22 protein-coding genes and 1 pseudogene are annotated in these 23,608 nt (G+C 54.4%); 7 read left to right on the top strand and 16 right to left on the bottom strand.

All coding sequences use genetic code 11. The annotated features are described in order from the left end of the window. Positions 1–14: 14 nt before the first annotated feature. The 3 genes from carA to ACJ9Y9_RS03860 all read right to left on the bottom strand — a co-directional run bounded on the left by carA (position 15) and on the right by ACJ9Y9_RS03860 (position 3,580). Positions 15–1,163: a glutamine-hydrolyzing carbamoyl-phosphate synthase small subunit gene (gene carA / locus ACJ9Y9_RS03870; protein WP_028016644.1), complete on the bottom strand. Its 1,149-nt coding sequence runs from the start codon at positions 1,161–1,163 to the stop codon at positions 15–17. Positions 1,164–1,617: 454 nt separating this feature from the next. After that, on the bottom strand, positions 1,618–2,439 hold the full coding sequence (gene dapB, locus ACJ9Y9_RS03865) for a 4-hydroxy-tetrahydrodipicolinate reductase (protein ID WP_028016643.1): 822 nt from the start codon (positions 2,437–2,439) through the stop codon (positions 1,618–1,620). A 133-nt stretch (positions 2,440–2,572) separates the two neighbouring features. After that, on the bottom strand, positions 2,573–3,580 hold the full coding sequence (locus ACJ9Y9_RS03860) for a LacI family DNA-binding transcriptional regulator (protein WP_028016642.1): 1,008 nt from the start codon (positions 3,578–3,580) through the stop codon (positions 2,573–2,575). A 187-nt stretch (positions 3,581–3,767) separates the two neighbouring features. Here ACJ9Y9_RS03860 and ACJ9Y9_RS03855 point away from each other — a divergent pair, with 187 nt between their 5' ends. Genes ACJ9Y9_RS03855 through ACJ9Y9_RS03835 form a run of 5 tightly spaced genes read left to right on the top strand, consistent with a single transcriptional unit; the run spans position 3,768 to position 8,072 of the window. Further along, on the top strand, positions 3,768–5,510 hold the full coding sequence (locus ACJ9Y9_RS03855) for a class I mannose-6-phosphate isomerase (protein WP_028016641.1): 1,743 nt from the start codon (positions 3,768–3,770) through the stop codon (positions 5,508–5,510). A 2-nt stretch (positions 5,511–5,512) separates the two neighbouring features. Next, entirely contained in the window at positions 5,513–5,941 is a 429-nt protein-coding gene (locus ACJ9Y9_RS03850) for a PTS sugar transporter subunit IIA (RefSeq protein ID WP_028016640.1), read from the top strand. Between the two features lie 10 nt (positions 5,942–5,951). After that, a complete protein-coding gene (locus ACJ9Y9_RS03845) occupies positions 5,952–6,446 on the top strand; it encodes a PTS sugar transporter subunit IIB (RefSeq protein WP_028016639.1) in 495 nt (164 codons plus the stop codon). 10 nt (positions 6,447–6,456) lie between these two features. Beyond that, positions 6,457–7,254, top strand: coding sequence for a PTS sugar transporter subunit IIC (locus tag ACJ9Y9_RS03840; RefSeq protein ID WP_315959236.1), 798 nt, complete (start codon positions 6,457–6,459; stop codon positions 7,252–7,254). Continuing rightward, positions 7,254–8,072, top strand: a complete 819-nt coding sequence (locus tag ACJ9Y9_RS03835) for a PTS system mannose/fructose/sorbose family transporter subunit IID (RefSeq protein WP_028016637.1) — start codon at positions 7,254–7,256, stop codon at positions 8,070–8,072. The genes ACJ9Y9_RS03840 and ACJ9Y9_RS03835 overlap by 1 nt, the downstream gene beginning before the upstream one ends. Positions 8,073–8,100: 28 nt before the next feature. Here the strand turns inward: ACJ9Y9_RS03835 and ACJ9Y9_RS03830 are convergent, their stop codons facing one another. From ACJ9Y9_RS03830 to ACJ9Y9_RS03795, 8 genes and pseudogenes are all read right to left on the bottom strand, one after another. Next, complete coding sequence (locus ACJ9Y9_RS03830; RefSeq protein ID WP_028016636.1) at positions 8,101–8,871, bottom strand: glucose-6-phosphate isomerase family protein; 771 nt, start codon at positions 8,869–8,871, stop codon at positions 8,101–8,103. Next, positions 8,864–9,418: a glucose-6-phosphate isomerase family protein gene (locus tag ACJ9Y9_RS03825; RefSeq protein ID WP_028016635.1), complete on the bottom strand. Its 555-nt coding sequence runs from the start codon at positions 9,416–9,418 to the stop codon at positions 8,864–8,866. Before ACJ9Y9_RS03825 ends, ACJ9Y9_RS03830 begins: the two co-directional genes overlap by 8 nt. A gap of 156 nt (positions 9,419–9,574) precedes the next feature. Further along, the gene (ispH, locus tag ACJ9Y9_RS03820; protein WP_028016634.1) at positions 9,575–10,525 is read right to left on the bottom strand and encodes a 4-hydroxy-3-methylbut-2-enyl diphosphate reductase; all 951 of its coding nucleotides are present in this window, start codon (positions 10,523–10,525) and stop codon (positions 9,575–9,577) included. A gap of 1 nt (position 10,526) precedes the next feature. Then, on the bottom strand, positions 10,527–10,976 hold the full coding sequence (gene fkpB / locus ACJ9Y9_RS03815; protein WP_013095528.1) for an FKBP-type peptidyl-prolyl cis-trans isomerase: 450 nt from the start codon (positions 10,974–10,976) through the stop codon (positions 10,527–10,529). Positions 10,977–11,028: 52 nt separating this feature from the next. Continuing rightward, positions 11,029–11,529 (bottom strand): signal peptidase II, encoded by a 501-nt coding sequence (lspA, locus tag ACJ9Y9_RS03810; RefSeq protein WP_028016633.1) that lies wholly within the window; start codon positions 11,527–11,529, stop codon positions 11,029–11,031. Continuing rightward, positions 11,529–14,345, bottom strand: a complete 2,817-nt coding sequence (gene ileS / locus ACJ9Y9_RS03805; RefSeq protein WP_028016632.1) for an isoleucine--tRNA ligase — start codon at positions 14,343–14,345, stop codon at positions 11,529–11,531. The genes lspA and ileS overlap by 1 nt, the downstream gene beginning before the upstream one ends. Positions 14,346–14,390: 45 nt before the next feature. After that, entirely contained in the window at positions 14,391–15,317 is a 927-nt protein-coding gene (ribF, locus tag ACJ9Y9_RS03800) for a bifunctional riboflavin kinase/FAD synthetase (RefSeq protein ID WP_028016631.1), read from the bottom strand. A gap of 7 nt (positions 15,318–15,324) precedes the next feature. Continuing rightward, positions 15,325–15,543, bottom strand: a pseudogene (locus ACJ9Y9_RS03795) (DUF2575 domain-containing protein). Between the two features lie 101 nt (positions 15,544–15,644). On the opposite strand from ACJ9Y9_RS03795, the gene rpsT reads away from it, so the two are divergent. Beyond that, positions 15,645–15,908 carry a 30S ribosomal protein S20 gene (rpsT, locus tag ACJ9Y9_RS03790; RefSeq protein WP_003856458.1) on the top strand — a complete coding sequence of 88 codons (264 nt, stop codon included), beginning with the start codon at positions 15,645–15,647 and terminating at the stop codon, positions 15,906–15,908. 57 nt (positions 15,909–15,965) lie between these two features. On the opposite strand, the gene nhaR is transcribed toward rpsT, so the two are convergent. The 4 genes from nhaR to dnaK form a co-directional block, all read right to left on the bottom strand. Then, positions 15,966–16,865 (bottom strand): transcriptional activator NhaR, encoded by a 900-nt coding sequence (gene nhaR, locus ACJ9Y9_RS03785; RefSeq protein ID WP_028016630.1) that lies wholly within the window; start codon positions 16,863–16,865, stop codon positions 15,966–15,968. A gap of 58 nt (positions 16,866–16,923) precedes the next feature. Beyond that, a complete protein-coding gene (nhaA, locus tag ACJ9Y9_RS03780; RefSeq protein WP_028016629.1) occupies positions 16,924–18,099 on the bottom strand; it encodes a Na+/H+ antiporter NhaA in 1,176 nt (391 codons plus the stop codon). Positions 18,100–18,271: 172 nt separating this feature from the next. Next, entirely contained in the window at positions 18,272–19,417 is a 1,146-nt protein-coding gene (gene dnaJ / locus ACJ9Y9_RS03775; protein ID WP_028016628.1) for a molecular chaperone DnaJ, read from the bottom strand. 87 nt (positions 19,418–19,504) lie between these two features. Beyond that, positions 19,505–21,415, bottom strand: coding sequence for a molecular chaperone DnaK (gene dnaK / locus ACJ9Y9_RS03770; protein ID WP_028016627.1), 1,911 nt, complete (start codon positions 21,413–21,415; stop codon positions 19,505–19,507). 296 nt (positions 21,416–21,711) lie between these two features. Between dnaK and satP the strand changes: the two genes are divergently transcribed. Beyond that, positions 21,712–22,278: an acetate uptake transporter gene (satP, locus tag ACJ9Y9_RS03765; protein ID WP_028016626.1), complete on the top strand. Its 567-nt coding sequence runs from the start codon at positions 21,712–21,714 to the stop codon at positions 22,276–22,278. Here the strand turns inward: satP and ACJ9Y9_RS03760 are convergent. Then, the gene (locus ACJ9Y9_RS03760) at positions 22,255–23,577 is read right to left on the bottom strand and encodes an MFS transporter (protein WP_028016625.1); all 1,323 of its coding nucleotides are present in this window, start codon (positions 23,575–23,577) and stop codon (positions 22,255–22,257) included. The two genes, satP and ACJ9Y9_RS03760, sit on opposite strands and share 24 nt — an antisense overlap. Between the last annotated feature and the right edge of the window lie 31 nt (positions 23,578–23,608).

Here is a 23,608-nt window from a genome sequence, read left to right as displayed (position 1 = left end):
TTCTCAGCTCCTGATTATTTAGCGGTCTTACGGTATTGCTCGATAAGTTCGATGAAGTGATCGAACAGCGGTGCGGCATCGTGCGGGCCCGGGCTGGCTTCAGGGTGACCCTGGAAGCTGAACGCTGGCTTGTCGGTACGGTGGATACCCTGCAGGGTGCCATCGAACAGTGATTTATGCGTCACGCGCAGGTTAGCCGGCATTGAGGCTTCATCGACAGCAAAACCGTGGTTCTGCGCGGTGATCATCACCGTGTTGTTGTCGATATCTTTCACCGGGTGGTTACCACCGTGGTGACCGAATTTCATCTTAACGGTGTTCGCACCGCTCGCCAGCGCCAGCAGCTGATGGCCGAGACAGATGCCAAAGACCGGGATATCGGTTTCCAGGAAAGATTTAATGGCGTTGATAGCGTAATCGCACGGAGCCGGGTCACCCGGGCCGTTAGAGAGGAAGATACCGTCCGGGTTCATCTTCAGGACTTCTTCCGCAGAGGTTTGTGCAGGCACAACGGTCAGACGGCAACCGCGGTCAACCAGCATGCGCAGGATATTGCGCTTGGCACCGAAATCGTAGGCCACCACGTGGAATGGCAGCTCGCTCTCTTTTTTCGCTTCTGGCAGGTCGCCTTCCAGCGTCCAGCTGCCCTGCGTCCAGTTGTAGGCTTCAGCGGTAGTCACCTCTTTCGCCAGGTCCATGCCGTTCAGGCCCGGGAAGGCTTTCGCTTTTTCCAGCGCCAGGGCCGCATCCAGGTTATCACCTGCAATGATGCAGCCGTTTTGTGCACCTTTCTCGCGCAGCAGACGCGTTAACTTACGCGTATCAATATCGGCAATCGCCACAATGTTATGGCGCTTCAGGTAAGAAGAGAGGTCTTCGGTGTTGCGGAAGTTGCTGGCAATCAGCGGCAGGTCGCGAATGACCAGACCTTGCGCATGTACCTGAGAGGATTCTTCGTCAGCCGCATTGGTGCCGACATTGCCAATATGAGGATAAGTAAGAGTAACGATTTGGCGAGAATAGGAAGGATCAGTGAGGATTTCTTGATAACCGGTCATTGAAGTATTGAAAACGACTTCCCCAACCGCCGAACCTGTTGCCCCTATGGCCCGACCGATAAACTGGGTTCCGTCTTCCAGAACCAATAGCGCTGACTTAATCAAAACACCCTCCAGAGAATATTCACTCACTTTATTTGCATATTAATTCATAACCATGTCATGAATCAATGCAAATGTGTTGCCAGCGGATTTTTGGCAAACGGCGGCATTCTGGAGATTTGGTGGGTAAAAGTCAACTTAAAACGGATATTTTGTTTGTTCTTTTGCAAGCCTGGCGTACCGAATGCCGCTTAACCGACAAAAAGATCAGGTAAATCACCACGGAAAACGCTTGCGCGACAAGTTTAATGATAAATATGGCAAGAGAGCAATAAAAAGTAGACCAGATGGTCAAAACTTACATTTCAGCAACGAAAAAATAGGATGAAAGGCTTACTTTTGAAAGCAATATCGCAAATAAAGGTCGAAATAAGAAAAATAAAAGGGCAATAAATTATTGCCCTATGCAATCAAGTAATTACGACTGCAATAACCACATCACGATGGGTAATAAACCTTACAAATTGTTAAGATCCAGCACATCTCGCATATCAAAAAGACCATTTCCTTTGTCTTTTAACCACAAAGCAGAACGTACGGCACCGTTTGCAAATGTCATACGGCTGGAGGCTTTATGCGTAATTTCAACACGCTCGCCAATATCGGCGAACATCGCGGTATGTTCGCCGACGATGTCACCCGCTCGCACGGTTGCGAAGCCAATGGTGCCCGGCACGCGTTCGCCGGTGTAACCCTCGCGGGTATAGACCGCGCAATCTTTTAAATCTTTATCAAGTGCATGAGCAATCGCTTCGCCCATTGCCAGCGCCGTACCTGATGGTGCATCAACTTTGTAACGGTGGTGCGCTTCAACAATCTCAATGTCGGTATAGTTACCCATCACCTTCGCCGCTTTCTCCAGCAGCTTGAGCATGACGTTTACGCCCACACTAAAGTTCGCAGCAAAGACAATCGCAATTTCTTTTGATGCGTCCTGAATAGCCTGCTTACCTGCGTCGTCAAAACCGGTAGTACCGATGACCATTCCTTTGCCGTGCTGGCGGCAAAACGCCAGATGCGTCAGCGTTCCTTCCGGGCGGGTAAAGTCGATGAATACATCGAAGTCATCTTTCACCGCGTCAAGGCTGCTCTGGACGGTAACGCCCGTCTTTCCTGCACCCGCCAGCTCACCTGCGTCGGTACCAAGAAGTGAGGAACCTTCACGCTCCAGGGTCGCACCCAGCGCCACGCCATCCATCTGTAGTGCCGCCTGAATCAGTTGGCGGCCCATACGTCCACCCGCGCCCGCAATCGCGACACGGATCTGTGCATCATGCATAGTTATTCTCTTACGTTAAAATGATGTAAACCGTTTTCAGATTAACCAGCCTTCACGGAGGCTGCCAACTGAAAACACCAATAATTAGAATTTAATGATAAACAGGAAGAAATATCAGTAAAAAGCATAACGATCAGCGAAAACCGCAGGATTCCCGCACCACGAGGGCGGGGGGAAGGATAATCCGTTTTGCCGGTTCATCATTTCCTTGCATGCGGCTATACAGCAACTCTCCTGCCTTGCGCCCAATCTCTTTCGCGGCGACAGATACCGTCGTGAGTGCAGGCTGAACCAGCGCCGCTTCGGTGATGTCATCGAATCCCACCAGGGCAAAATCACGTCCGGGTTCCCGGTTCAATTTGCGTAAACACTGCATAACCCCGAGGGCCACAATATCCTGATAACAAATCGCGGCGGTGATTTCCGGATTATCGGTCAGCAAACTCTCTGCCACCCGTGCACCATCGCTTTGGCTGGCCTGTGAAGTCACAATCCAGGCCGGATTCGGCGTAATACCGTATTCCAGAAGTTTACTGGTAAATCCGCCAATACGCTGCGCCCGTGACCCCGAATTCTGGCTACCGCCGATAAATGCGATCTGCCGGTGTCCCATTTTTAAAAGATGTTCGGTCGCCATTTGGGTGCCAAGAAAGTTATCTGTTCCAACAAAATCGAACCCAGGATCGCTAAGCGGGCGTACGACCATAATCGCCGGAATATTGCGTCGCTTCAGGCTATCAAAAAAAGATTGTGGCGTTTCGCGGGCGGCACAGAGCACCATGCCACCCACGTTGTTACGCATCAGCGAATCAACAAACTTTTGCTGTCGCTCGGCGGATTCTTCGCTATTTGCCAGAAACAGCATCAGCTCATGGCGCTCCATCTCATGGCTTAAGCCGGCGGTCATCTCGCCGTAGAAAGGGTTGGTGATGTCATGCAAAAGCAACCCCACCTGGTTACTGCTGCGGTTTCGCAGGTTAGCCGCCGTCTGGTTATAGACATAGCCCGATTCATCCAGCGCCTTCAGTACCCTTTCGCGTGTACTCTGCGAAATGCGCCCTTTATTGCACAGCACCATTGATACCGTTGCCGTAGATACCCCTGCGTACTTCGCAACATCTGCCAGCGTGATTCCTGTCATGTTGTCTCCTTAGTCTTCACTACAGATTAATCGAATAACCTATTTTTTGCATTTTTCCCTGTGAGTCTCTTCACATTACGGCTACCAATCAGGATCCCATTCGTATTTATGGCGGGTTAATCGCGTTAACCACTCTTCTCAAATGCGGTTAATCGAATAACCTTAAATAACGATTACGGAGGATAAGATGACAACTTACGACAAATTCCCCACGGTGACGATTCAGGGTTATGACGACAGCGCCTGGCAAGGTTGGGAGGCGATTATCAGCAGCCTTGATGCAAAAACCCGACAGTGCAGCCGCACCGTACTGGTGATTGATTGCTATCCAGGCGTGCGCATGACCGAACTTGAGAACGCTTTGCTGCCGCAATTGCGTCCGACACTCACAATCAATGTCGAACAAGCGCGACAGGATGAGCGCACCATTCATGAAATGCTGGCACGCAACCTCACCGACGATCGCGTCTTTGGCGTACTCTCCTGCCACCAGCTCGGTGAGTTTTTCGATCCCACTCGTCTGGAAACATTGCAGGCTCAGGTGAGCCAATGCTCTGAAGGGCTGATTGTGATTTACGGCCCCGGTGCGGCGCTCGTCCATCCGGGTGATGTGCTGGTGTATGCCGATCTTCCGCGATGGGAGATCCAGCAGCGTATGCGCAGCGGTGAGATGGGGAACTGGGGCGTAGAGAATCAGCATGAAGATATCCTTCGTCGCTACAAACGCGCCTTTTTTATCGAATGGCGAGTCTTCGATCGCCACAAAACGCCGCTTCTCAGACGCGCCGATTTTTTACTGGATACAACCCGGGCAAACCAGCCCGCGATGGTCAGCGGCGAGGCCCTGCGTGCCGGGCTTGAACAAACGACCTCGCAGCCTTTCCGCGTAGTCCCCTTTTTCGACCCCGGAATCTGGGGCGGCCAGTGGATGAAACAACAATTCGATCTCGATCCCTCTGCACCCAATTACGCATGGTGTTTTGACTGTGTGCCCGAGGAAAACAGCCTGTTACTGCGTTTTGGCGCAGTGCGGATCGAGATCCCCTCTCAGGATCTGGTTCTGCTTGAGCCTCGCGCTCTGCTGGGTGAGAAAGTTCACGCACGTTTCGGCGCGGAGTTCCCGATTCGCTTTGACTTTCTCGATACCATTGGCGGCCAAAACCTAAGCTTCCAGGTCCACCCCGTTACCGAGTACATCCAGCAACAGTTCGGGATGCATTACACCCAGGATGAGAGCTATTACATCCTGGACGCCAGGCCAGATGCCGTTGTTTATCTGGGCACCAAAACCGGTATAGATCCTAAGGACATGATGGACGATCTCAGGCGTGCGGGGCGCGGTGAAAAACCGTTTGATGATGCACGTTTCGTTAATCAAATCCCGGCCAAAAAACACGACCATTTCCTGATCCCTGCAGGCACAGTGCACTGTTCCGGCGCGGGGACCATGGTACTGGAGATCAGCGCTACGCCGTATATCTTCACCTTCAAACTATGGGACTGGGGCCGCCTTGGGCTGGACGGTCTGCCGCGCCCGGTACACCTGGACCACGGTGAAAAGGTGATCGACTGGCAGCGCGACACGCAGTGGGTGCATCAGCATCTGGTGAATCAGTTTGAACCTATCGCAGAAGGAAATTACTGGCGCGAAGAACGAACGGGGCTGCACGAGCGAGAATTTATCGAAACCCGTCGTCACTGGTTTAGCGAACCCGTGTTGCATCATACCGGTGGCGGTGTGAATGTGCTGAATCTGGTGGAGGGAGACGAAGCCATTGTCGATAGCCCAACCGGTGCGTTTGCGCCTTTCACCGTCCATTACGCCGAAACCTTCATCATTCCGGCAAGCGTCGGTGAATATCGCATTTCACCGCCCGCCAATTCCTCCAGCCAACCACTGGCGACTATCAAAGCCTGGGTAAGGAGTTAACGATGATTCATTTTATTGTCGCCACCCACGGTCCGCTTGCCAGCGCTCTGCTGGAGAGCGGCCGGATGGTTTATGGCGATCTGCCCGGCGTGCACGCCGTTTGTCTGACCGAACAGGCAGGGATAGAGGGCTTCCGCCGTGACTTTTGCGCCACGCTGGAAGCAGCAAGCATAAATGCTGATGGCGTGCTGGTGCTGTGTGATATGCAAAGCGGCACGCCCTGGAATGTGGCTTGCGAGGTCGCGTTTAACCAGCATACACATCCACCTGTCGCCGTGGTCGCGGGGGTCAACTTCCCGATGCTGTTGCAAACCGACGAGGTGATGATGGCACGCGATGTTCATCATGCTGCCGCGCAAATAATCCAACTCTCTCTGCCGACGCTGGTACAGGCGAAACAGATAGATTCTGAACCGACAGACGATTTTTAAGGAGCTGCATATGAGTATTTCTTTTGTTCGCATCGACGATCGCGTGATCCATGGGCAGCTCATCACACGCTGGGCCAAAGAGCTGCCCTGTGACGGCATCGTTGCCATTGATGATGCCGTTGCGGCCGATCCTCTGCTGTCGTCGGTCATGAAAGGTGCCGTCTCTGACACCAAAGTGTGGCTGTTCGATACCGCAACAGCGATTGAAAAACTGCCCAAAGTGATTGCCAGCGAGAAGCGGTATTTTGTTATAGGCAAATCGCCGCTTACGCTGCAGCGCATTGAACAGGCAGGCATTAGCCTGAAAAACAGCAACGGGAAAATCAACGTGGGGCCGATGAGCGCTCGCGCTAACACGATCACCATCGGCCCGAATCAATCGGTCACGAAAGATGAAGCGGCGGCGTTCGAGTGGCTCACCGTCCAGGGACACGCGATTGAATTCCGCCTGGTTCCCGATGCCAGTTTTTATACCTGGCAGGACGCCAGACAAAAGCTGAAATAAGGAGCGGATCATGTTTATCGAAGCGTCTTTAATTGGCCTGCTGTGTTATCTGGGTGCACTCAGCAGTCCGTGGCTTTTAGGGTTGACTGGCGGTTGGTATCTCATCTCCCGACCGCTTATTTCCGGGATGCTGGTTGGCCTGATCCTGGGCGATATCAAAACCGGAATTATGATTGGCGTAGCGGTGCAGGCGGTGTATATCGCGATGGTGACCCCCGGCGGCTCGATGCCAGCAGATTTAAACTTTGTGGCTTATCCAGCCATTGCGCTGGGGATCCTTTCCGGCAAAGGACCTGAGGTTGCCGTCGCACTGGCAGCAACTATCGGTATCGCCGGAACCATTCTCTTCAATGCGATGATGGTGCTCAATTCATTCTGGAATCATCGGGCGGATGTCGCGCTGGAAAATGGCGATGAGCGAGGAATCTACCTCAACAGCGCCATATGGCCACAGGTGATGAATTTTGTGCTGCGCTTTGTCCCCACGTTTATCGCCGTCTTTTTTGGCGCGCAATACATTAGCGGCTTTATGGACAGCCTGCCGCAGATCGTACTCTCGACCATGAACGTGCTGGGCGGTATTTTGCCCGCCGTCGGTATTGCCATCCTGCTTAAGCAGATCATCAAAAGCTACACCATGCTCATCTATTTCCTGGTGGGCTTCGTCTGCATCGTTTTCCTGAAACTCAATATGGTTGCGCTGGTGATCGTGGGCGCCCTGCTGGCGCTGATTCATTACAACTACAAACCTGACACGCCGCAGGCCGTGGCCTCTGCACCAGTCCCTGACGACGAGGATGAATTCTGATGGAAGAACGTAAACTGACCCGCAAAGATCTGCGCCGCTGCTGGCGGGCGTGGATGATGCACAACCTCTCTTCAATGAGCTTTGAACGGCTGGAATCCTTCGGCTTCTGCCTGAGCATGCTGCCGGTGGCAAAAAAACTCTATCCCGATGCAGCACAACGCACCGAGATGCTGCGTCGTCACGCGTCGTTCTACAACACAGAGCCGCAAATTGGCGCGATTGTTAACGGTATGGCGCTGGGTCTGGAAGAGAAGAAAGCCAACGGCGAGCCGATTGATGGTGAAACCATCAACACTCTGAAGGTGGGCCTGATGGGGCCGATAGCAGGGATCGGCGATTCGATGATCCCCGGAATGCTAATCCCCATCCTCCTCAGCATCGGGATGGCGCTGGCGGCAGGAGGGAACATACTTGGCCCGCTGTTTTATACCGTTGCCTGGCTGGCCATTATTATCCCGGGCTCATGGTTCCTGTTTCTTAAAGGCTACCAGATGGGATCAGGCTCTGTGGAGATGCTGGTCAGCAGCAAATCCACCCGCCTACGGGAAGCGCTCTCCCTGCTGGGCGTATTCGTCATGGGCGGCGTGGCGGCCAGCTATGTGAAGCTCGGTACCGGGCTGGAGTTCATCACCCGCGACGGCGTTAACATTCACGTGCAGCAGATGCTGGACGGTATTTTCCCGCAACTGCTTCCGCTGGTGGTGGTGCTGGGTACCTGGTACCTGATGGCAAAACGCGGCGTGTCGCCAGTCAAAGCCATGGTTCTACTGCTGGTACTCGCAGCGCTTGGCGTGGCAACCGGGGTGTTTGCAGGATAAAAAAGCCGGGGCTCTGCCCCGGCTTTTTTTATGGATGGAAATGGTGCCACAGCTCTGCCGTTCTGTCCGGGCGCGAGATAAACTGAAACCGGGCCGGATCGTCAATAAACTGCTGATAAATAGGCGCGTCCGTAATACCAAACTCACTGTAACGACGCGGTGTGATCATCTGTAACCGCCCTGCCATATAGTGGTTATTATGCTGCCATATAATGTTTTTTCCCTGAACCAGTGGATACCAGGCCAGCCCCTTGCGCGCGCGAACCGCGTCATATTCAAATCCGTACTCACGATCGCACCAGGCACCAAAAGTCAGCGGTGTATCAGGTGAGGCCGAAATGGTCGCATGACCCCAACCCGGTGGCACCAGCACCTTTTCTCCTGGCCCCGCTAAAACGGCAAAACAGCGTCCGGGATCGTCCTCGACGTACTCCTGCATGTAAATAATCGCTTTACCTTGCCAGATCTCATAAAGCTCCGGCGGTGACCATCCGCTATGCTGGCTGATGCGGTGGACATGCCCCTGGCTGCGAATTGGCTCATCGCCGAGCGTACCTGCAGCGTAGGTAACCACACCAAAGAGCAACATCCGTTTTTCCAGCTCCGGTCTGTCCATCAGTCGCGCGACATCCATGGCGATGGCATACACCTGATCCGTTCCCTGACAGTCAGGATCGCGCAGTGACGGGCGAATCTGATCCAGACTACGGATTTCCGGCATCGGCCCGGTGACATCATCACCATAGCTAAAACCCAGCGGCTGATGGGTAATGGTCATATCAAGGCCATAGTCAGACATGACGCACCTCGACACCTTGCCCGGCGGCAAAGACTCGCAGAGCGAAGCCCTCTGCCAGCGCCGCGTAGTCGTGCCCCGCGACGCTTGGCCAGATGGCCAGCGAGGAGAGCGTCTCATTACCGGTGTTGATCAAACGGTGCGCCGTAAAAGGAGGAATGATGTGTACCGACCCTGCCGCTACCTGCTCAACACGTGCATCGCCCGCCTCCGTTTGCAACAACAGTAAGCCGCTGCCACGCAGGCCAAAATAGACTTCACCCTGTTCACGGCGCTCATGAAAATGACCACGCGTCATAAAGAACTCATCACCAACTTTACCTGCATGAAGGTGAGTGACGCCAACGTAGAGCGCCCCCTCAGCCATGGGGGATTCCAGTACCTCAACGTCGTATACGCTTTGTTGGGGATCGCGACACCTCCACTCCTCGCGGTTAGCGAAGATGCAGGGAAGATCGGCAAGGCGGGTTGTCTTGCGAACAAGCGGGCCTCTGGCTAGCGCGCCAGTCGCCCATGCCACCTGAGGTGGCAGAATAATTTCTGGTTCCATAGTCATCTCCGGCCCAAGGAGAACAGCAACATCAGCCTATCAGATTAAACGATTAACCTGCCGATGAAGGCACCAATGTTGATGGTGAATCACAGTTAACCAGAAACAAAAATGCCGGTAGCTTTCGCCACCGGCATTTTCCAGACAGAGAGTAAACTATTCCACTTCGCGGGCGTCGATACGCAGTTCTTTCGGGACTTCGAAGACGATATTCTCTTCGCGTCCTTCCAGTGGAACTGCTTCGCTACCGCCCAACTCCTGCAGACGGACAATCACGTTCTGCACCAGAATATCCGGCGCGGAAGCGCCTGCGGTAACGCCGACGCAGGCCGCATTTTTCACCCACGCTTCCTGAATGTCCGTTGCATCGTCAATCAGGAATGCCGCTTTCCCCATACGCTGCGCAAGCTCGGCCAGGCGGTTGGAGTTAGAAGAGTTCTTCGAGCCAACAACCAGCACCACATCCGCCTGTTCAGCCAGTGCACGCACAGCTTCCTGACGATTAGTGGTCGCGTAGCAGATGTCATCTTTACGCGGCCCGACGATTTTCGGGAAACGCTGACGCAGGGCATCAATCACGTCAGAGGTATCGTCCACGGAGAGCGTCGTCTGGGTCATAAACGACAGACGGGCTTCGTTTTTCACATTCAGCGTCAGGACATCTTCCGGTGACTCAACCAGATACATGCCCCCTTCCGGGTTGCTGTACTGGCCCATGGTGCCTTCAACTTCCGGATGACCCGCGTGGCCAATCAGAATCGACTCTTCACCACGACGGCTGGCACGCGCCACTTCCATATGCACCTTTGTCACTAAAGGACAGGTGGCATCAAACACCGTCAAATCGCGGCTTTTCGCTTCGTTACGCACTGCCTGAGAAACGCCATGCGCGGAGAAAATCAGGATCGCACCATCCGGCACTTCGCTAATCTGCTCGATAAAGATGGCACCGCGCTCGCGCAGGCTGTCGACCACATAGCGGTTATGCACTACTTCGTGACGCACATAAATCGGCGCGCCGTAGATCTCCAGCGCGTTTTCAACAATGCTGATAGCGCGGTCTACACCGGCGCAGAAGCCGCGCGGGTTAGCCAACAGGATCTGCATTTCAGGCCTCCAGTACTGGGTCAATCTCCAGCACTTCAATATCAAAATGGACGGTGCGCCCGGCAAGTGGATGGTTGAAGTCAACGGTGATGGAGTCGCCGTTGATTTCGCGGATCACGCCAGGCATTTCGCTGCCATCCATAGCGGTAAAGAGCATAATCGCCCCGATTTCCGGCTCGCCCGCATCCATAAACTCGCGGCGCGAGAAATACTGGATCAGATCCGGGCTTGGCACGCCAAACGCGGCATCCGGCTCCAGTGAAAACGCCTTTTTCTCACCCTCTTTCAGACCAAGAAGCTGTTGTTCAAGACCTTCAGACAGGGAGGTATCGCCAAGACGAAACAGGGCTGGTTTGCCGTTATTGCGGGTGGATTCAGCGGTAGAGCCATCATCCAGTTTCAGCGTGAAGTGAACGAGAACCGCGCTGTTGCTCTGTACGGATTTAGACATGCAAATTGCTCGCTTGTTTTGCCCGGTGGCACTACACCACCGGGCGAGTGTGTTACGCCTGCTCTTTCGCGGCCGAGTTAGGCAAGAAGCCTTCCAGCACGATTAACGCCGCACCGATGCAAATTGCGCTATCGGCGAGGTTAAAGGTCGCGAAGTGCCAGTCGCCGACGTAGAAGTCGATCATATCGACCACAAAGCCGTGCCACAGGCGGTCAAACAGGTTGCCCAGTGCGCCGCCAATGATCAGTGCGTAGGCAATGTTATTCAGCTTTTGCGTTGCCTTCGAACGGTACATCAGCACCGCCAGCACCACGCAGATACCGATCGCGATACCTGCAAAGAACCAGCGCTGCCAGCCACCGCTGTCAGCAAGGAAACTAAACGCCGCACCGTAGTTGCGTGCATAGTGCAGGTTAAGCGACGGGAACAGTGAAACCGTCTCCCCCAGAGCAAAATTCTGGAGGATCAGGAACTTGCTGCCCAGATCAATAATCAGCACCACCACAACCAGCCACAGCCAGCGCAGTCCTGTTGAACAGAGAGTTTTACTCATCAGGCAAACTTACGTTTTTCGCCGTCTCCGGCGACGTTGCTTACACAGCGTCCGCAGATATCTGCGTGTTCCGCCACCTTGCCGACATCAGTGGTGTAATGCCAGCAGCGCGGGCATTTCTCACCTTCGGCTTTGCTCAGCGCGACTTTCAGTCCTTTGAGCAGCTCGCTCTGCTGAGCATCAGCAGAAGCGTCGGCATAATCTGCAACTTTCGCACCGGAGGTCAACAGGACAAATCGCAATTCATCGCCCAGCGCCGTCAGTTTTGCCGCCAGCTCAGGTTCTGCGTACAGAGTCACTGTCGCTTCCAGAGAGCCACCGACTTTCTTATCCGCACGTGCCTGCTCGATAACCTTGTTCACTTCGCCACGCACTTTCAGCAGCTCGTCCCAGAAAGCGTCATTCATCGCTTCGGTGCTGGAGAGATCGAACAGACCTTCGTACCACTCGCCCGTGAAGACATACTTCTCACGGTTGCCTGGCAGGTAGCCCCAGATTTCATCCGCGGTGAAGGACATGATCGGCGCCATCCAGCGCACCAGCGCTTCTGCGATGTGGAACAGCGCGGTCTGGCAGCTACGACGCGCCACGCTGTCCGCCTTCGCGGTGTACTGGCGGTCTTTGATGATGTCGAGGTAGAACGAGCCCATCTCGATGGAGCAGAAACGCATCAGGCGCTGCACCACTTCGTGGAAGTCGTAAGACTCATAGGCTTTCAGGATATCTTCCTGTGCCGCTTTCGCACAGCCTACCGCCCAGCGATCCAGAACGACCATCTCTTCCGGTTTCACCATGTCTTTCACTGGGTCAAAACCGTTCAGGTTCGCCAGCAGGAAGCGCGCGGTGTTACGGATACGACGATAGCTGTCGGCAGCACGTTTCAGGATCTCGTCAGACACCGCCATTTCGCCGGTGTAGTCGGTGGAAGCCACCCACAGACGCAGAATGTCTGCGCCCAGCTTATTCATCACGTCCTGCGGAGAAACGGTGTTACCGATAGACTTGGACATCTTACGGCCCTGACCATCCACGGTGAAACCGTGGGTCAGTACCTGGCGGTAAGGGGCTTTGCCTTTCATAGCGGTAGAGATCATCAGAGATGACATGAACCAGCCACGGTGTTGGTCAGAACCTTCCAGATACATGTCGGCAGCGTGACCGGCAAATTCCGGGCGTACGTCAACGACTGAGGAGTGGGTAGACCCGGAGTCGAACCACACGTCCAGGGTATCCGGCACTTTCTCGTAGTTGTCTGCGTCAGCGCCCAGGATGTCGCGGGAATCGAGATCCCACCACGCCTGAATACCGTCAACTTCGACGCGCTTCGCCACTTCTTCCATCAGTTCCAGGGTGTTCGGGTGCAGCTCTTGCGTCTCTTTATGCACGAACAGAGACATTGGCACGCCCCAGGTACGCTGACGGGAGATACACCAGTCAGGACGGTTCGCCACCATGGATTCGATACGCGCCTGGCCCCAGTCCGGGATCCACTGCACGCCTTTGATCTCTTTCAGAGACTGCGCGCGCAGGCCTTTCTGATCCATGCTCACGAACCACTGCGGGGTCGCACGGAAGATGATCGGCGACTTGTGACGCCAGCAGCACGGATAGCTGTGCTGCATTTTTTCAACGTGCAGCAGCGCGCCGCTGGTGCGCAGCATATCGACGATGATGTCGTTCGCCTTAAAGACGTTGATACCGTCCAGCGCCGGGTAGGTGCCAGGCAGGTATGAGCCGTCCGGACCAACCGGGTTGGCGATTTCCAGGCCGTATTTCAGGCTGATGTTGTAGTCGTCAGGACCGTGACCACCGGCGGTATGCACCGCACCGGTACCCGCGTCCAGCGTGACGTGGTCGCCCAGGATCGCCGGAACATCGAAGTCCAGGAACGGGTGTTTGAAGCGCATCAGCTCCAGCGCGTCGCCTTTCACGGTGCCCAGCACGGTATAGTTGGCGATATTCGCGCGTTTCAGCACGCTTTCAACCAGGTCTTTCGCCAGGATAACCGCCTGACCGTCAATCTGCACCAGTGCGTATTCGAACTCACCTGACAGGGAGATCGCGCGGTTGGCAGGCAGCGTCCACGGCGTGGTGGTCCAGATAACCAGAGAGACCGGACCGTTAACGGACGACACGCCAAATTTAGCTTTCACCGCATCCTGATCTACCGCGTGGAACGCCACGTCGATAGACGGAGAGGTTTTGTCGTAATACTCAACTTCCGCTTCTGCCAGTGCAGAACGGCAGTCCACGCACCAGTGCACCGGCTTCGCGCCTTTGTGCAGGTGGCCGTTACCGATGATTTTGCCCAGCGCACGGATGATGTTGGCTTCAGTTTTGAAGTCCATGGTCAGGTACGGGTGTGACCAGTCGCCCAGCACGCCCAGACGGATAAAGTCAGCACGCTGACCGTCAACCTGAGTGGCTGCATATTCGCGGCATTTCGCGCGGAACTCTGCAGCGGTGAACTTCTCACCTGGCTTGCCAAACTCTTGCTCAACTTTCAGCTCGATTGGCAGACCGTGGCAGTCCCAGCCCGGAACGTAAGGCGAGTCATATCCCGCGAGTCCTTTGGACTTCACGATAATGTCTTTCAGAATCTTGTTTACAGAGTGACCAATATGAATGCTGCCATTCGCATATGGAGGGCCATCATGCAGAATGAAGGTTTTTTTGCCTTTTTTGGCTGCACGAATGATGCCGTACAGGTCATCATCAGTCCAACGCGCCAGCATTCCCGGTTCACGCTTGGCGAGATCGCCGCGCATCGGGAACCCTGTTTCCGGCAAATTCAGGGTTGATTTATAGTCACTCATCAGATTCTCGGTTCCGTATTTATCACGTAGGCATTTAAGCCGGGTTCAAAGCCCAAAAAACTCGCGGGCCGTCAATTCATCTCGCGCAATCTGCGCTTTTAGTTCATCCAGCGAAGCAAATCGCTGCTCGTTGCGTATTTTTTTACGCAGTATCACATCTATATGGCGACCATAAAGGTCCATTACAACATCCAGCAGGTGCACTTCTAACTGTTGACGCACACCCGCGACAGTTGGACGCGTGCCAATGTTAGCGACGCCGTAAAACGGCTTATCGCCCAGTCCAGCCACTTCCACCGCATAGACCCCTTTAACCGGGGAAACCTGACGACGCAGCGGTATATTCGCCGTCGGGAAACCAATAGTGCGGCCGAGCGCATCGCCATGAACGACACGACCTGAGATGGTGAACGGATGTCCCAGCAGGGTTTCTGCCGTATCCAGTTCATCATCTGCCAGTGCCTGGCGTACCGCCGTGCTGCTGACGCGAATGCCACCTTCACAGAAGGTCATCGCGCTCGTGACGTCAAAACCGTACTCCAGACCAGCCTTCTGTAATAGCAAGAAATCGCCCTGACGACCAGCGCCAAAGCGGAAATCATCCCCCACAGCAAGAAACTGCACGCCAAGACGCTCAACCAGCAGGTCACTGACGAAACTTTGTGCTGTCAGTGCGGCAAAGCGACGATCGAAACGTACACACAATACGTAGTCCACACCGGACTCTGCCAGGTAGCGCAACTTCTCGCGCAGGCGAGTGAGACGGGCGGGAGATTTATCGCCCGCAAACAGCTCCAGCGGCTGCGGTTCGAAAATCATCACTACGACAGGTAGGCCACGGGCCTCCCCTTCTTTACGCAATCCCTGCAACAGCGCCTGATGACCACGATGCACGCCGTCGAAATTACCAATGGTCAGCACGCACCCGTGCGGTGCTCTGCTGAGATTATGTATGCCGCGTATCAGCTTCATGTCTGGCTCAAAACAGTGAAAATCGCCAAAGTATACCTTGTACGGCGGTTAAGGTTAACCGGCGATTGTTCGCGCAAAACAGAAAGCCGTAATGATTTCATCAGGCTGACCTTTCGCAGCGAAAAAATCTGCTCGTGAACTGCGATTTTTATGCCGAAAGGCTGTATTCAGGGAACACAAGCTGGTAGAATCCTGCGCCATCACTACGTAACGTAGCGTCGCTAATTAACGGCGCTTATTTGCACAAATCCATTGACAAAAGAAGGCAAAGAGGGCATATTCCTCGGCCTTTGAATTGTCCACATAGATCATATTTGGGAGTTGGACTTGGCTAATATCAAATCAGCTAAGAAACGTGCCGTTCAGTCTGAAAAGGCTCGTAAGCACAACGCAAGCCGTCGCTCTATGATGCGTACTTTCATCAAGAAAGTATACGCAGCAATCGAAGCAGGCGACAAAGCTGCAGCGCAGAACGCATTTAACGAAATGCAACCAATCGTGGATCGTCAGGCTGCTAAAGGTCTGATCCACAAAAACAAAGCAGCGCGTCATAAAGCAAACCTGACCGCGCAGATCAACAAACTGGCTTAATCGCTACTTGTTGTTGCTTGTTTAAAGAACCCGCTTAACGCGGGTTTTTTTATGCCTTCAGATTGCCGGTGATGTAAACAGCGCAGAGTAGTCGCGGTTACAGATTCGCTGTACCGCCGGGTGCTGAATCATCCTTTCGGCAAATATGGCGTGATACTCCTCCATCACGTTATCCACTCTGCCTATCTCCGTAATCTTGTCGTCCGAATAGAGATCGTGCGCGTACAGCGTTGGTGCAACGAAGATCGCATTGTGGGCTTCGCCAAAGGCTTTCATCAGAGCCGCATCATCGAACTCACCGAGGATTTCTACCTTTAGCCCCTGCGAGTTAAACCAGTTCAGCAGCTTGCGCCCGAGCATTGAGCGCCTTCCCGGCACCAGCAGGCGGCGCTCTTCAAGGCACGCGGGGAACGGTTTTTCCGGCGGCGGGTTAATGCACCAGAAGCTGACGCCGCATTCGCCAATTTTCACTGAGAACAGCCCTTCCTGCTGCGTGGAGTCGATTGGGCAATCCGAGATAATCATGTCCAGCTTATGCTGGCTTAACTGCTCCAGCAGCATCTCGTGAGTAGATTCAAAGCAGCGCAGGTGGATTTGCTCATCTTCAACCACAGCCGCATCCAGCACGCCGCTCACCAGCCGTTTTGACAGCGCATCGGCCACACCGACATCAAAGAGCAGGTTAGACTCTTTGCGGTAGTTAACGATATCCAGCATCTCCTGGCTCAGGGTAAACATTTTGTCTGCGTAACGGAACACCAGCTCGCCCAGTTCGCTGGGCTCAATCCCACGGCCCTTACGCTTGAACAGCTTGCCCTGCAGTCGTTCTTCCAGCGCCTTGATTTGCCCGGTGATAGTTTGTGGTGTCAGGTAGAGCGCCTCTGCGGCCCCCACGACCGAGCCCTGCTTGTAGACGTGCCAGAAGTAGTAAAGATGGTTGTAATTCAAATGAGACATTGCGTTTTCGCTCCCTGATAGTGTGTCGGGAGAAGGCTCCCCTCCTCCCGGTTTTCCGTTATGCCTGGACGGCCTGTCCGGACAACTTCACCTTCAACAAGGTATAACCGATCACTGCGGCCAGCAATGACCCGATAAGAATGCCCAGTTTAGCCCAGACGATAAGCTCCGGCGCATGCGTACCAAATGCCAGCGTCGAGATAAAAATCGACATCGTAAACCCGATTCCGCACAGCACACCTACGGCCATTATCTGCTTAAACGTGGTGCCGTGTGGCAATGATGCCATCTTCAGCTTCAGCGCCAGCCAGCAGAAGAGGCTAATCCCCAGCGGCTTACCGATAAACAGCCCGGCAATAATGCCCAGAGGCAGCACGGACGTCAGCCCGTCAAGCGTCACACCGCCCAGGGAAACACCCGCGTTGGCAAATGCGAACAGTGGCAGGATCATAAAGGCTACCCACGGGTGCAGCACATGTTCCAGCTGTTTGGCTGGCGACTTGCCGTCCTGCGGCTTAAGCGGCACGAAGAAGCCGACGATCACACCTGCCAGCGTGGCGTGCACGCCCGATTTCAGCACTGCCGTCCACAGCACCATCCCCACGAGGATGTAGATGCCGATGCGACGCACATTGAAAATGTTCAGCAGCGCCAGCACTGCAATTGCCCCAGCCGCCACGCTCAGCGACAGGATCGACAGCTCGCTGGTATAGAACAGCGCGATAATCACAATAGCGCCCAAATCATCAATAATTGCCAGCGCCATCAGGAAGATCTTCAGTGCCACCGGCACACGACTTCCCAACAAGGCCAGCACCCCGAGCGCAAACGCGATATCCGTTGCCGCCGGGATCGCCCAGCCATGACGCGCAAGGGGGTCCTGCCAGGTAAATGCCAGGAAGAGCAACGCCGGAACCACCATCCCACCGATGGCGGCAATTACCGGAAACGCTGCACGCTGGCGGCTGGCAAGTGAACCCAGCACCAGCTCGCGTTTAACTTCAAGCCCCACCAGGAGGAAGAACACAGCCATCAGTGCATCGTTGATCCACAGCAACATGTTCTTGTTAATTTCCAGCGCCCCGACCTTCAGCTCGACGGGCGTTTCCAGAAATGCGTGGTATAGATCGCGGGTAACCCCCAGGTTAGCCAGCACCATCGCAGCCGCAGCGGCAATAATCAGGATCACGCCACCGGACGCTTCACTGCTAAAGAAACGGTGTAGTAATTTCACTTTAACTCTCTCTTTTACAACAATACCTCGATAAAACCATAATACCAAGCCACATAGCTCGGCAAAAACAGATTAATATTGAGTATAGATTCAGTTTTACCGAACTATCCTTACAAAAAGAAAAAGCCCGGAATTGCTTCCAGGCTTTTGCAGATGAAGGCCAGCTAACGAATTAGCGAGTCAAATCATCGAAGAATTTTTTGACGCCATCAAAGAAGCTTTTGGAACGCGGGCTGTTCTTCTCACCCGTCGGGCCGCCAAAGCTCTCCTGAAGCTCTTTCAGCAGCTGCTTCTGCTTGTCGTTCAGGCCAACCGGCGTTTCCACGACGACGCGGCACAGCAGGTCGCCCTGAGCACCACCCCGAACGGATTTAACGCCTTTCCCGCGCATGCGGAACAGCTTACCGGTCTGGGTTTCACCTGGGATCTTCAGATTGACGCGACCATCCAGCGTCGGGACTTCGATTTCACCACCGAGTGCCGCCATCGCGAAGTTGATCGGCACTTCGCAATACAGGTTGTTACCTTCACGCTCGAAGATGGCGTGCTGTTTAACCTGCACCTGAACATACAGATCGCCTGCCGGTGCGCCGTGTTCCCCAGCTTCACCTTCACCCGCCAGACGGATGCGGTCGCCCGTATCGACGCCAGCCGGAATTTTAACGGACAGGGTCTTGGTTTTCTCAACGCGACCGTGGCCGTGGCATTTGGTGCACGGATCTTTAATCAGCGTACCGCGACCGTGACAGTGAGGACAGGCCTGCTGTACTGCGAAGAAACCCTGTCGCATCTGTACCTGGCCTGAACCGTGACAGGTTGGACAGGTCTGCGGTTGGGTCCCCGCTTTTGCGCCACTGCCGTGGCAAACGTCACACTCTTCCAGCGTCGGGATACGGATCTCTTTGGTGACACCGCGAACGGCCTCTTCCAGCGTCAGTTCCATGTTGTAGCGCAGGTCCGCGCCGCGCGTTGCGCGCTGACGACCACGGCCACCGCCGAAGATGTCGCCGAATACATCACCAAAGATATCGCTGAAGTCAGCACCGCCGCCAAAGCCGCCGCCACCGAATCCACCGCCGCCCATGCCGCCCTGTTCAAAGGCTGCGTGACCATACTGGTCATAGGCTGCACGTTTTTGTGCATCGGTCAGGACTTCGTAGGCTTCTTTGATCTCTTTAAATTTGGCTTCAGCCTCTTTGTCACCCTGGTTACGGTCCGGGTGGAATTTCATGGCCAGGCGCTTATACGCCTTTTTGATTTCACGCTCTTCCGCAGTTTTCGGAACGCCTAAAATCTCGTAATAGTCTTGCTTTGCCATTGGTTTTTTTAAGCCCCTTAACATGCGAGCACGGGCGTGGAGAGTTCTCCTACGCCCGTGCCGATTAATTACCCTGCATCAGGGCGATTATTTTTTATCTTTAACTTCTTCGAACTCAGCGTCGACAACGTCGTCTTTCGCGTTGTTCGCCGAAGCGTCAGCGCCCGCCTGCTGTTGAGCGTGCTGCTGCTGAGCGATTTCCATCAGCTTTTGAGAAGCCTGCGCCAGTTCCTGCATCTTCGCTTCGATGTCCGCTTTATCTTCACCTTTCAGTGAGGATTCCAGCGCGCTCAGTGCAGCTTCGATAGCAGTCTTGTCTTCCGCTGGCAGTTTATCGCCTGCTTCTTCAACCTGCTTACGGGTGCTGTGCAGCAGATGGTCACCCTGGTTACGGGTCTGAACCAGCTCTTCGAACTTACGGTCGGACTCAGCGTTAGCTTCTGCATCGCGAACCATTTTTTCGATTTCCGCTTCGTTCAGGCCAGAAGATGCCTTGATGGTGATCTTCTGCTCTTTACCGCTGTTTTTGTCTTTCGCAGACACGTGCAGGATACCGTCAGCATCAATATCGAAGGTGACTTCGATCTGTGGCATGCCACGTGGTGCCGGGTTGATACCATCCAGGTTGAACTGACCCAGAGACTTGTTATCCGCCGCACGTTTACGCTCACCCTGAATCACATGGATGGTTACCGCAGACTGGTTGTCTTCAGCGGTAGAGAACACCTGGCTGTGTTTCGTCGGGATGGTGGTGTTTTTGTTGATGAGCGCAGTCATCACACCGCCCATGGTTTCGATACCCAGAGACAGCGGGGTAACGTCCAGCAGCAGTACGTCTTTCACTTCACCAGTCAGTACACCACCCTGAACCGCTGCACCGATAGCAACAGCTTCGTCCGGGTTCACGTCTTTACGTGGCTCTTTACCAAAGAACTCAGCCACTTTCTTCTGAACCATTGGCATACGTGTCTGACCACCCACCAGGATAACGTCCTGGATGTCAGATACAGACAGGCCAGCGTCCTGCAGAGCAACTTTCAGTGGCTCAATGGAACGGTTCACCAGGTCTTCTACCAGGCTTTCCAGTTTCGCACGGGTCACTTTGATGTTCATGTGTTTAGGACCGGTCGCGTCTGCAGTGATGTACGGCAGGTTCACGTCGGTCTGCTGAGCGGAAGACAGTTCAATCTTCGCTTTCTCAGCGGCTTCTTTCAGGCGCTGCATGGCCAGCGGGTCGTTACGCAGGTCAATGCCCTGATCTTTCTTGAACTCGTCAACGAGGTAGTTGATCAGACGGGTATCGAAGTCTTCACCACCCAGGTGGGTATCACCGTTGGTTGCCAGAACTTCGAAGGTTTTTTCGCCGTCAACTTCGTCGATTTCGATAATAGAGATATCGAAGGTACCACCACCCAGGTCGTAAACCGCGATAGTGCGGTTGCCAACTTCTTTATCCAGACCGTAAGCCAGTGCAGCCGCGGTTGGTTCGTTGATGATACGTTTTACTTCCAGACCTGCGATACGGCCAGCATCTTTGGTTGCCTGACGCTGAGCATCGTTGAAGTATGCAGGAACGGTGATAACAGCTTCAGTTACCGGCTCACCCAGGTAATCTTCCGCGGTTTTCTTCATTTTTTTCAGCACTTCAGCAGAGATCTGCGGCGGTGCCGTTTTGGTGCCTTTCACATCAAGCCATGCATCGCCGTTATCTGCTGCGATGATTTTGTAAGGCATGATAGAAACGTCACGCTGAACTTCTTCGTCCTGGAAGCGGCGGCCAATCAGGCGTTTAATCGCAAACAGGGTGTTTTGCGGGTTTGTCACTGCCTGACGTTTAGCCGGCTGACCAACCAGAGTTTCACCATCCTGGGTATAAGCAATGATAGAAGGCGTGGTGCGATCGCCCTCGGCGTTCTCCAGCACGCGTGCAGTAGTGCCATCCATAATCGCTACACAAGAGTTGGTAGTACCCAGGTCGATACCAATAATTTTACCCATCTAAACGTCTCCACTAAAAATTCAGTCAACATGTGGTTGTGTACCTGTAATAAGGGCAGAACGTGCTTTTTCAACTGCCCAGATTTGATTTTTTTCAGGTCCACACACTGCGGTTGACTACAAGATGGGGTCGCCACAGCATCCATCAAGGGGGAAGGATAAAAAAAATTTTAATTTCACCCTGATGAGATCATAGACGCCATCGATTGCGCCCATTATGATGCCGCGCCCCGTCAGGGAGTATTGACGCGGGATTCACCATTTCACCATATTAATGATGATTTTTTTGAGGACTTATGGGCAACACTAAGTTGGCTAATCCGGCTCCGCTGGGCCTGATGGGTTTTGGCATGACCACTATCCTGCTGAACCTTCACAATATCGGGATGTTCCCGATGGATGGCATCATCCTGGCGATGGGCATTTTTTACGGCGGCATCGCGCAAATTTTCGCGGGCCTGCTGGAATATAAGAAAGGTAATACCTTCGGCTTAACCGCCTTCACCTCTTACGGCTCTTTCTGGCTGACCCTGGTTGCCATTCTGCTGATGCCTAAAATGGGTCTGGCAGATGCGGCAAACGCCCACTTCCTGGGCGTTTACCTGGGTCTGTGGGGTGTCTTCACCCTGTTCATGTTCTTCGGTACCCTGAAAGGTAACCGCGCGCTGCAGTTCGTCTTCCTGAGCCTGACCGTACTGTTCGCTCTGCTGGCGATCGGTCACCTGGTGGATAACGAAGGCATCGTTCACGTTGCCGGCTGGATTGGCCTGGTATGTGGCGCGAGCGCTATCTACCTGGCAATGGGCGAAGTGCTGAACGAGCAGTTTGACCGCACCATTCTACCGATTGGTGAAAAACACTGATCCCTCTGTCGTGCCTGCCTCGCGGGCACGACACTCCCACCCTTTGCGAAGCCAGACCCCTAACACCAGCCCCATCAGCGAGAGCGCGAGAACATACCAGGCTGGAGCCATCGGCGATATCCCCATCAGCATGGTGACGGCAATCGGTGTTAGCCCACCAAAAATGGCATACGACACGTTGTAAGAAAAAGAGATACCGGTGAAACGAACCTCTGGCGGGAACGCACGCACCATCACATACGGCACCGCCCCCACAACACCGACGCACAGCCCGACTACGCCGTACAGCAGGAACAGTTGCTCCGGGTGGCTACCCGCCAGATGGTAGAACGCCCAGCTTGATGCTGCCAGCAGCAGACTGCCGACGATAAAGGTCCGGCTCGCGCCAAAACGGTCAACAGCAAGGCCAGCCGCCAGACAGCCAAAACAGAGCATAATGGTCGCAATACTGTTCGCCTGCAGGGTAACCGCCGGCGCGAAACCGTATTGCTTTTGCAGCCAGACCGGCGACATCAGGATCACGACGACAATACCCGCCGACAGCAGCCAGGTCAGCAGCATCGACACCACCACCGCACTTCTGTGACGGACCACCACCGCCTTAACCGGTAACTCCTGCGCCAGTGCCTTGCGCTGCTGCATCTCAAGGAAGATCGGCGTCTCCTGTAGCCAGCGGCGCAAGTACATCGCCACCAGACCAAAGGCCCCACCCAGCAGAAACGGAAGACGCCAGCCCCAGTCGTGCACGGCCTGTTGCGTCATATGGGTATTCACGAGAGTTGCAACGACCGAGCCCAGCAGAATGCCGATGGTCAGGCCCGCTGTTAAGGTTCCACAGGCGATACCAATGCGACGCGCCGGAACATGCTCCGCCACAAACACCCACGCGCCTGGCACTTCACCGCCAATTGCAGCCCCCTGAAGAACGCGCATAAGCAACAGCAATAGCGGGGCAACAAGGCCCATTGAGGCATAGGTAGGCAGCAGGCCTATGGCAAGCGTAGGTACAGCCATCAGCAATATACTGAGGGTAAACATCTTCTTACGCCCAACCAGATCGCCAAAGTGCGCCATAACAATGCCACCCAACGGACGAGCCAGATACCCGGCGGCAAAAATGCCGAAGGTTTGTACCTGGCGCAGCCATTCCGGGATATCTGCCGGGAAGAAGAGCTCCCCCACCACGGCGGCGAAGAAGACGAAGATGATGAAGTCGTAAAACTCCAGCGCGCCCCCCAGAGCGGCGAGCGTGAGGGTTTTGTAGTCCTGTCGATTCAGAGGTCGGGTGTTATGTGACATAGCGAACCATTATGCGTGTGTTGTGGATTTA

This window comes from Enterobacter sp. CPE_E1241 (genome assembly GCF_045618265.1).
GTDB classification, from domain to species: domain Bacteria; phylum Pseudomonadota; class Gammaproteobacteria; order Enterobacterales; family Enterobacteriaceae; genus Enterobacter; species Enterobacter adelaidei.
This window is presented reverse-complemented; position numbering and strand designations above follow the sequence as displayed.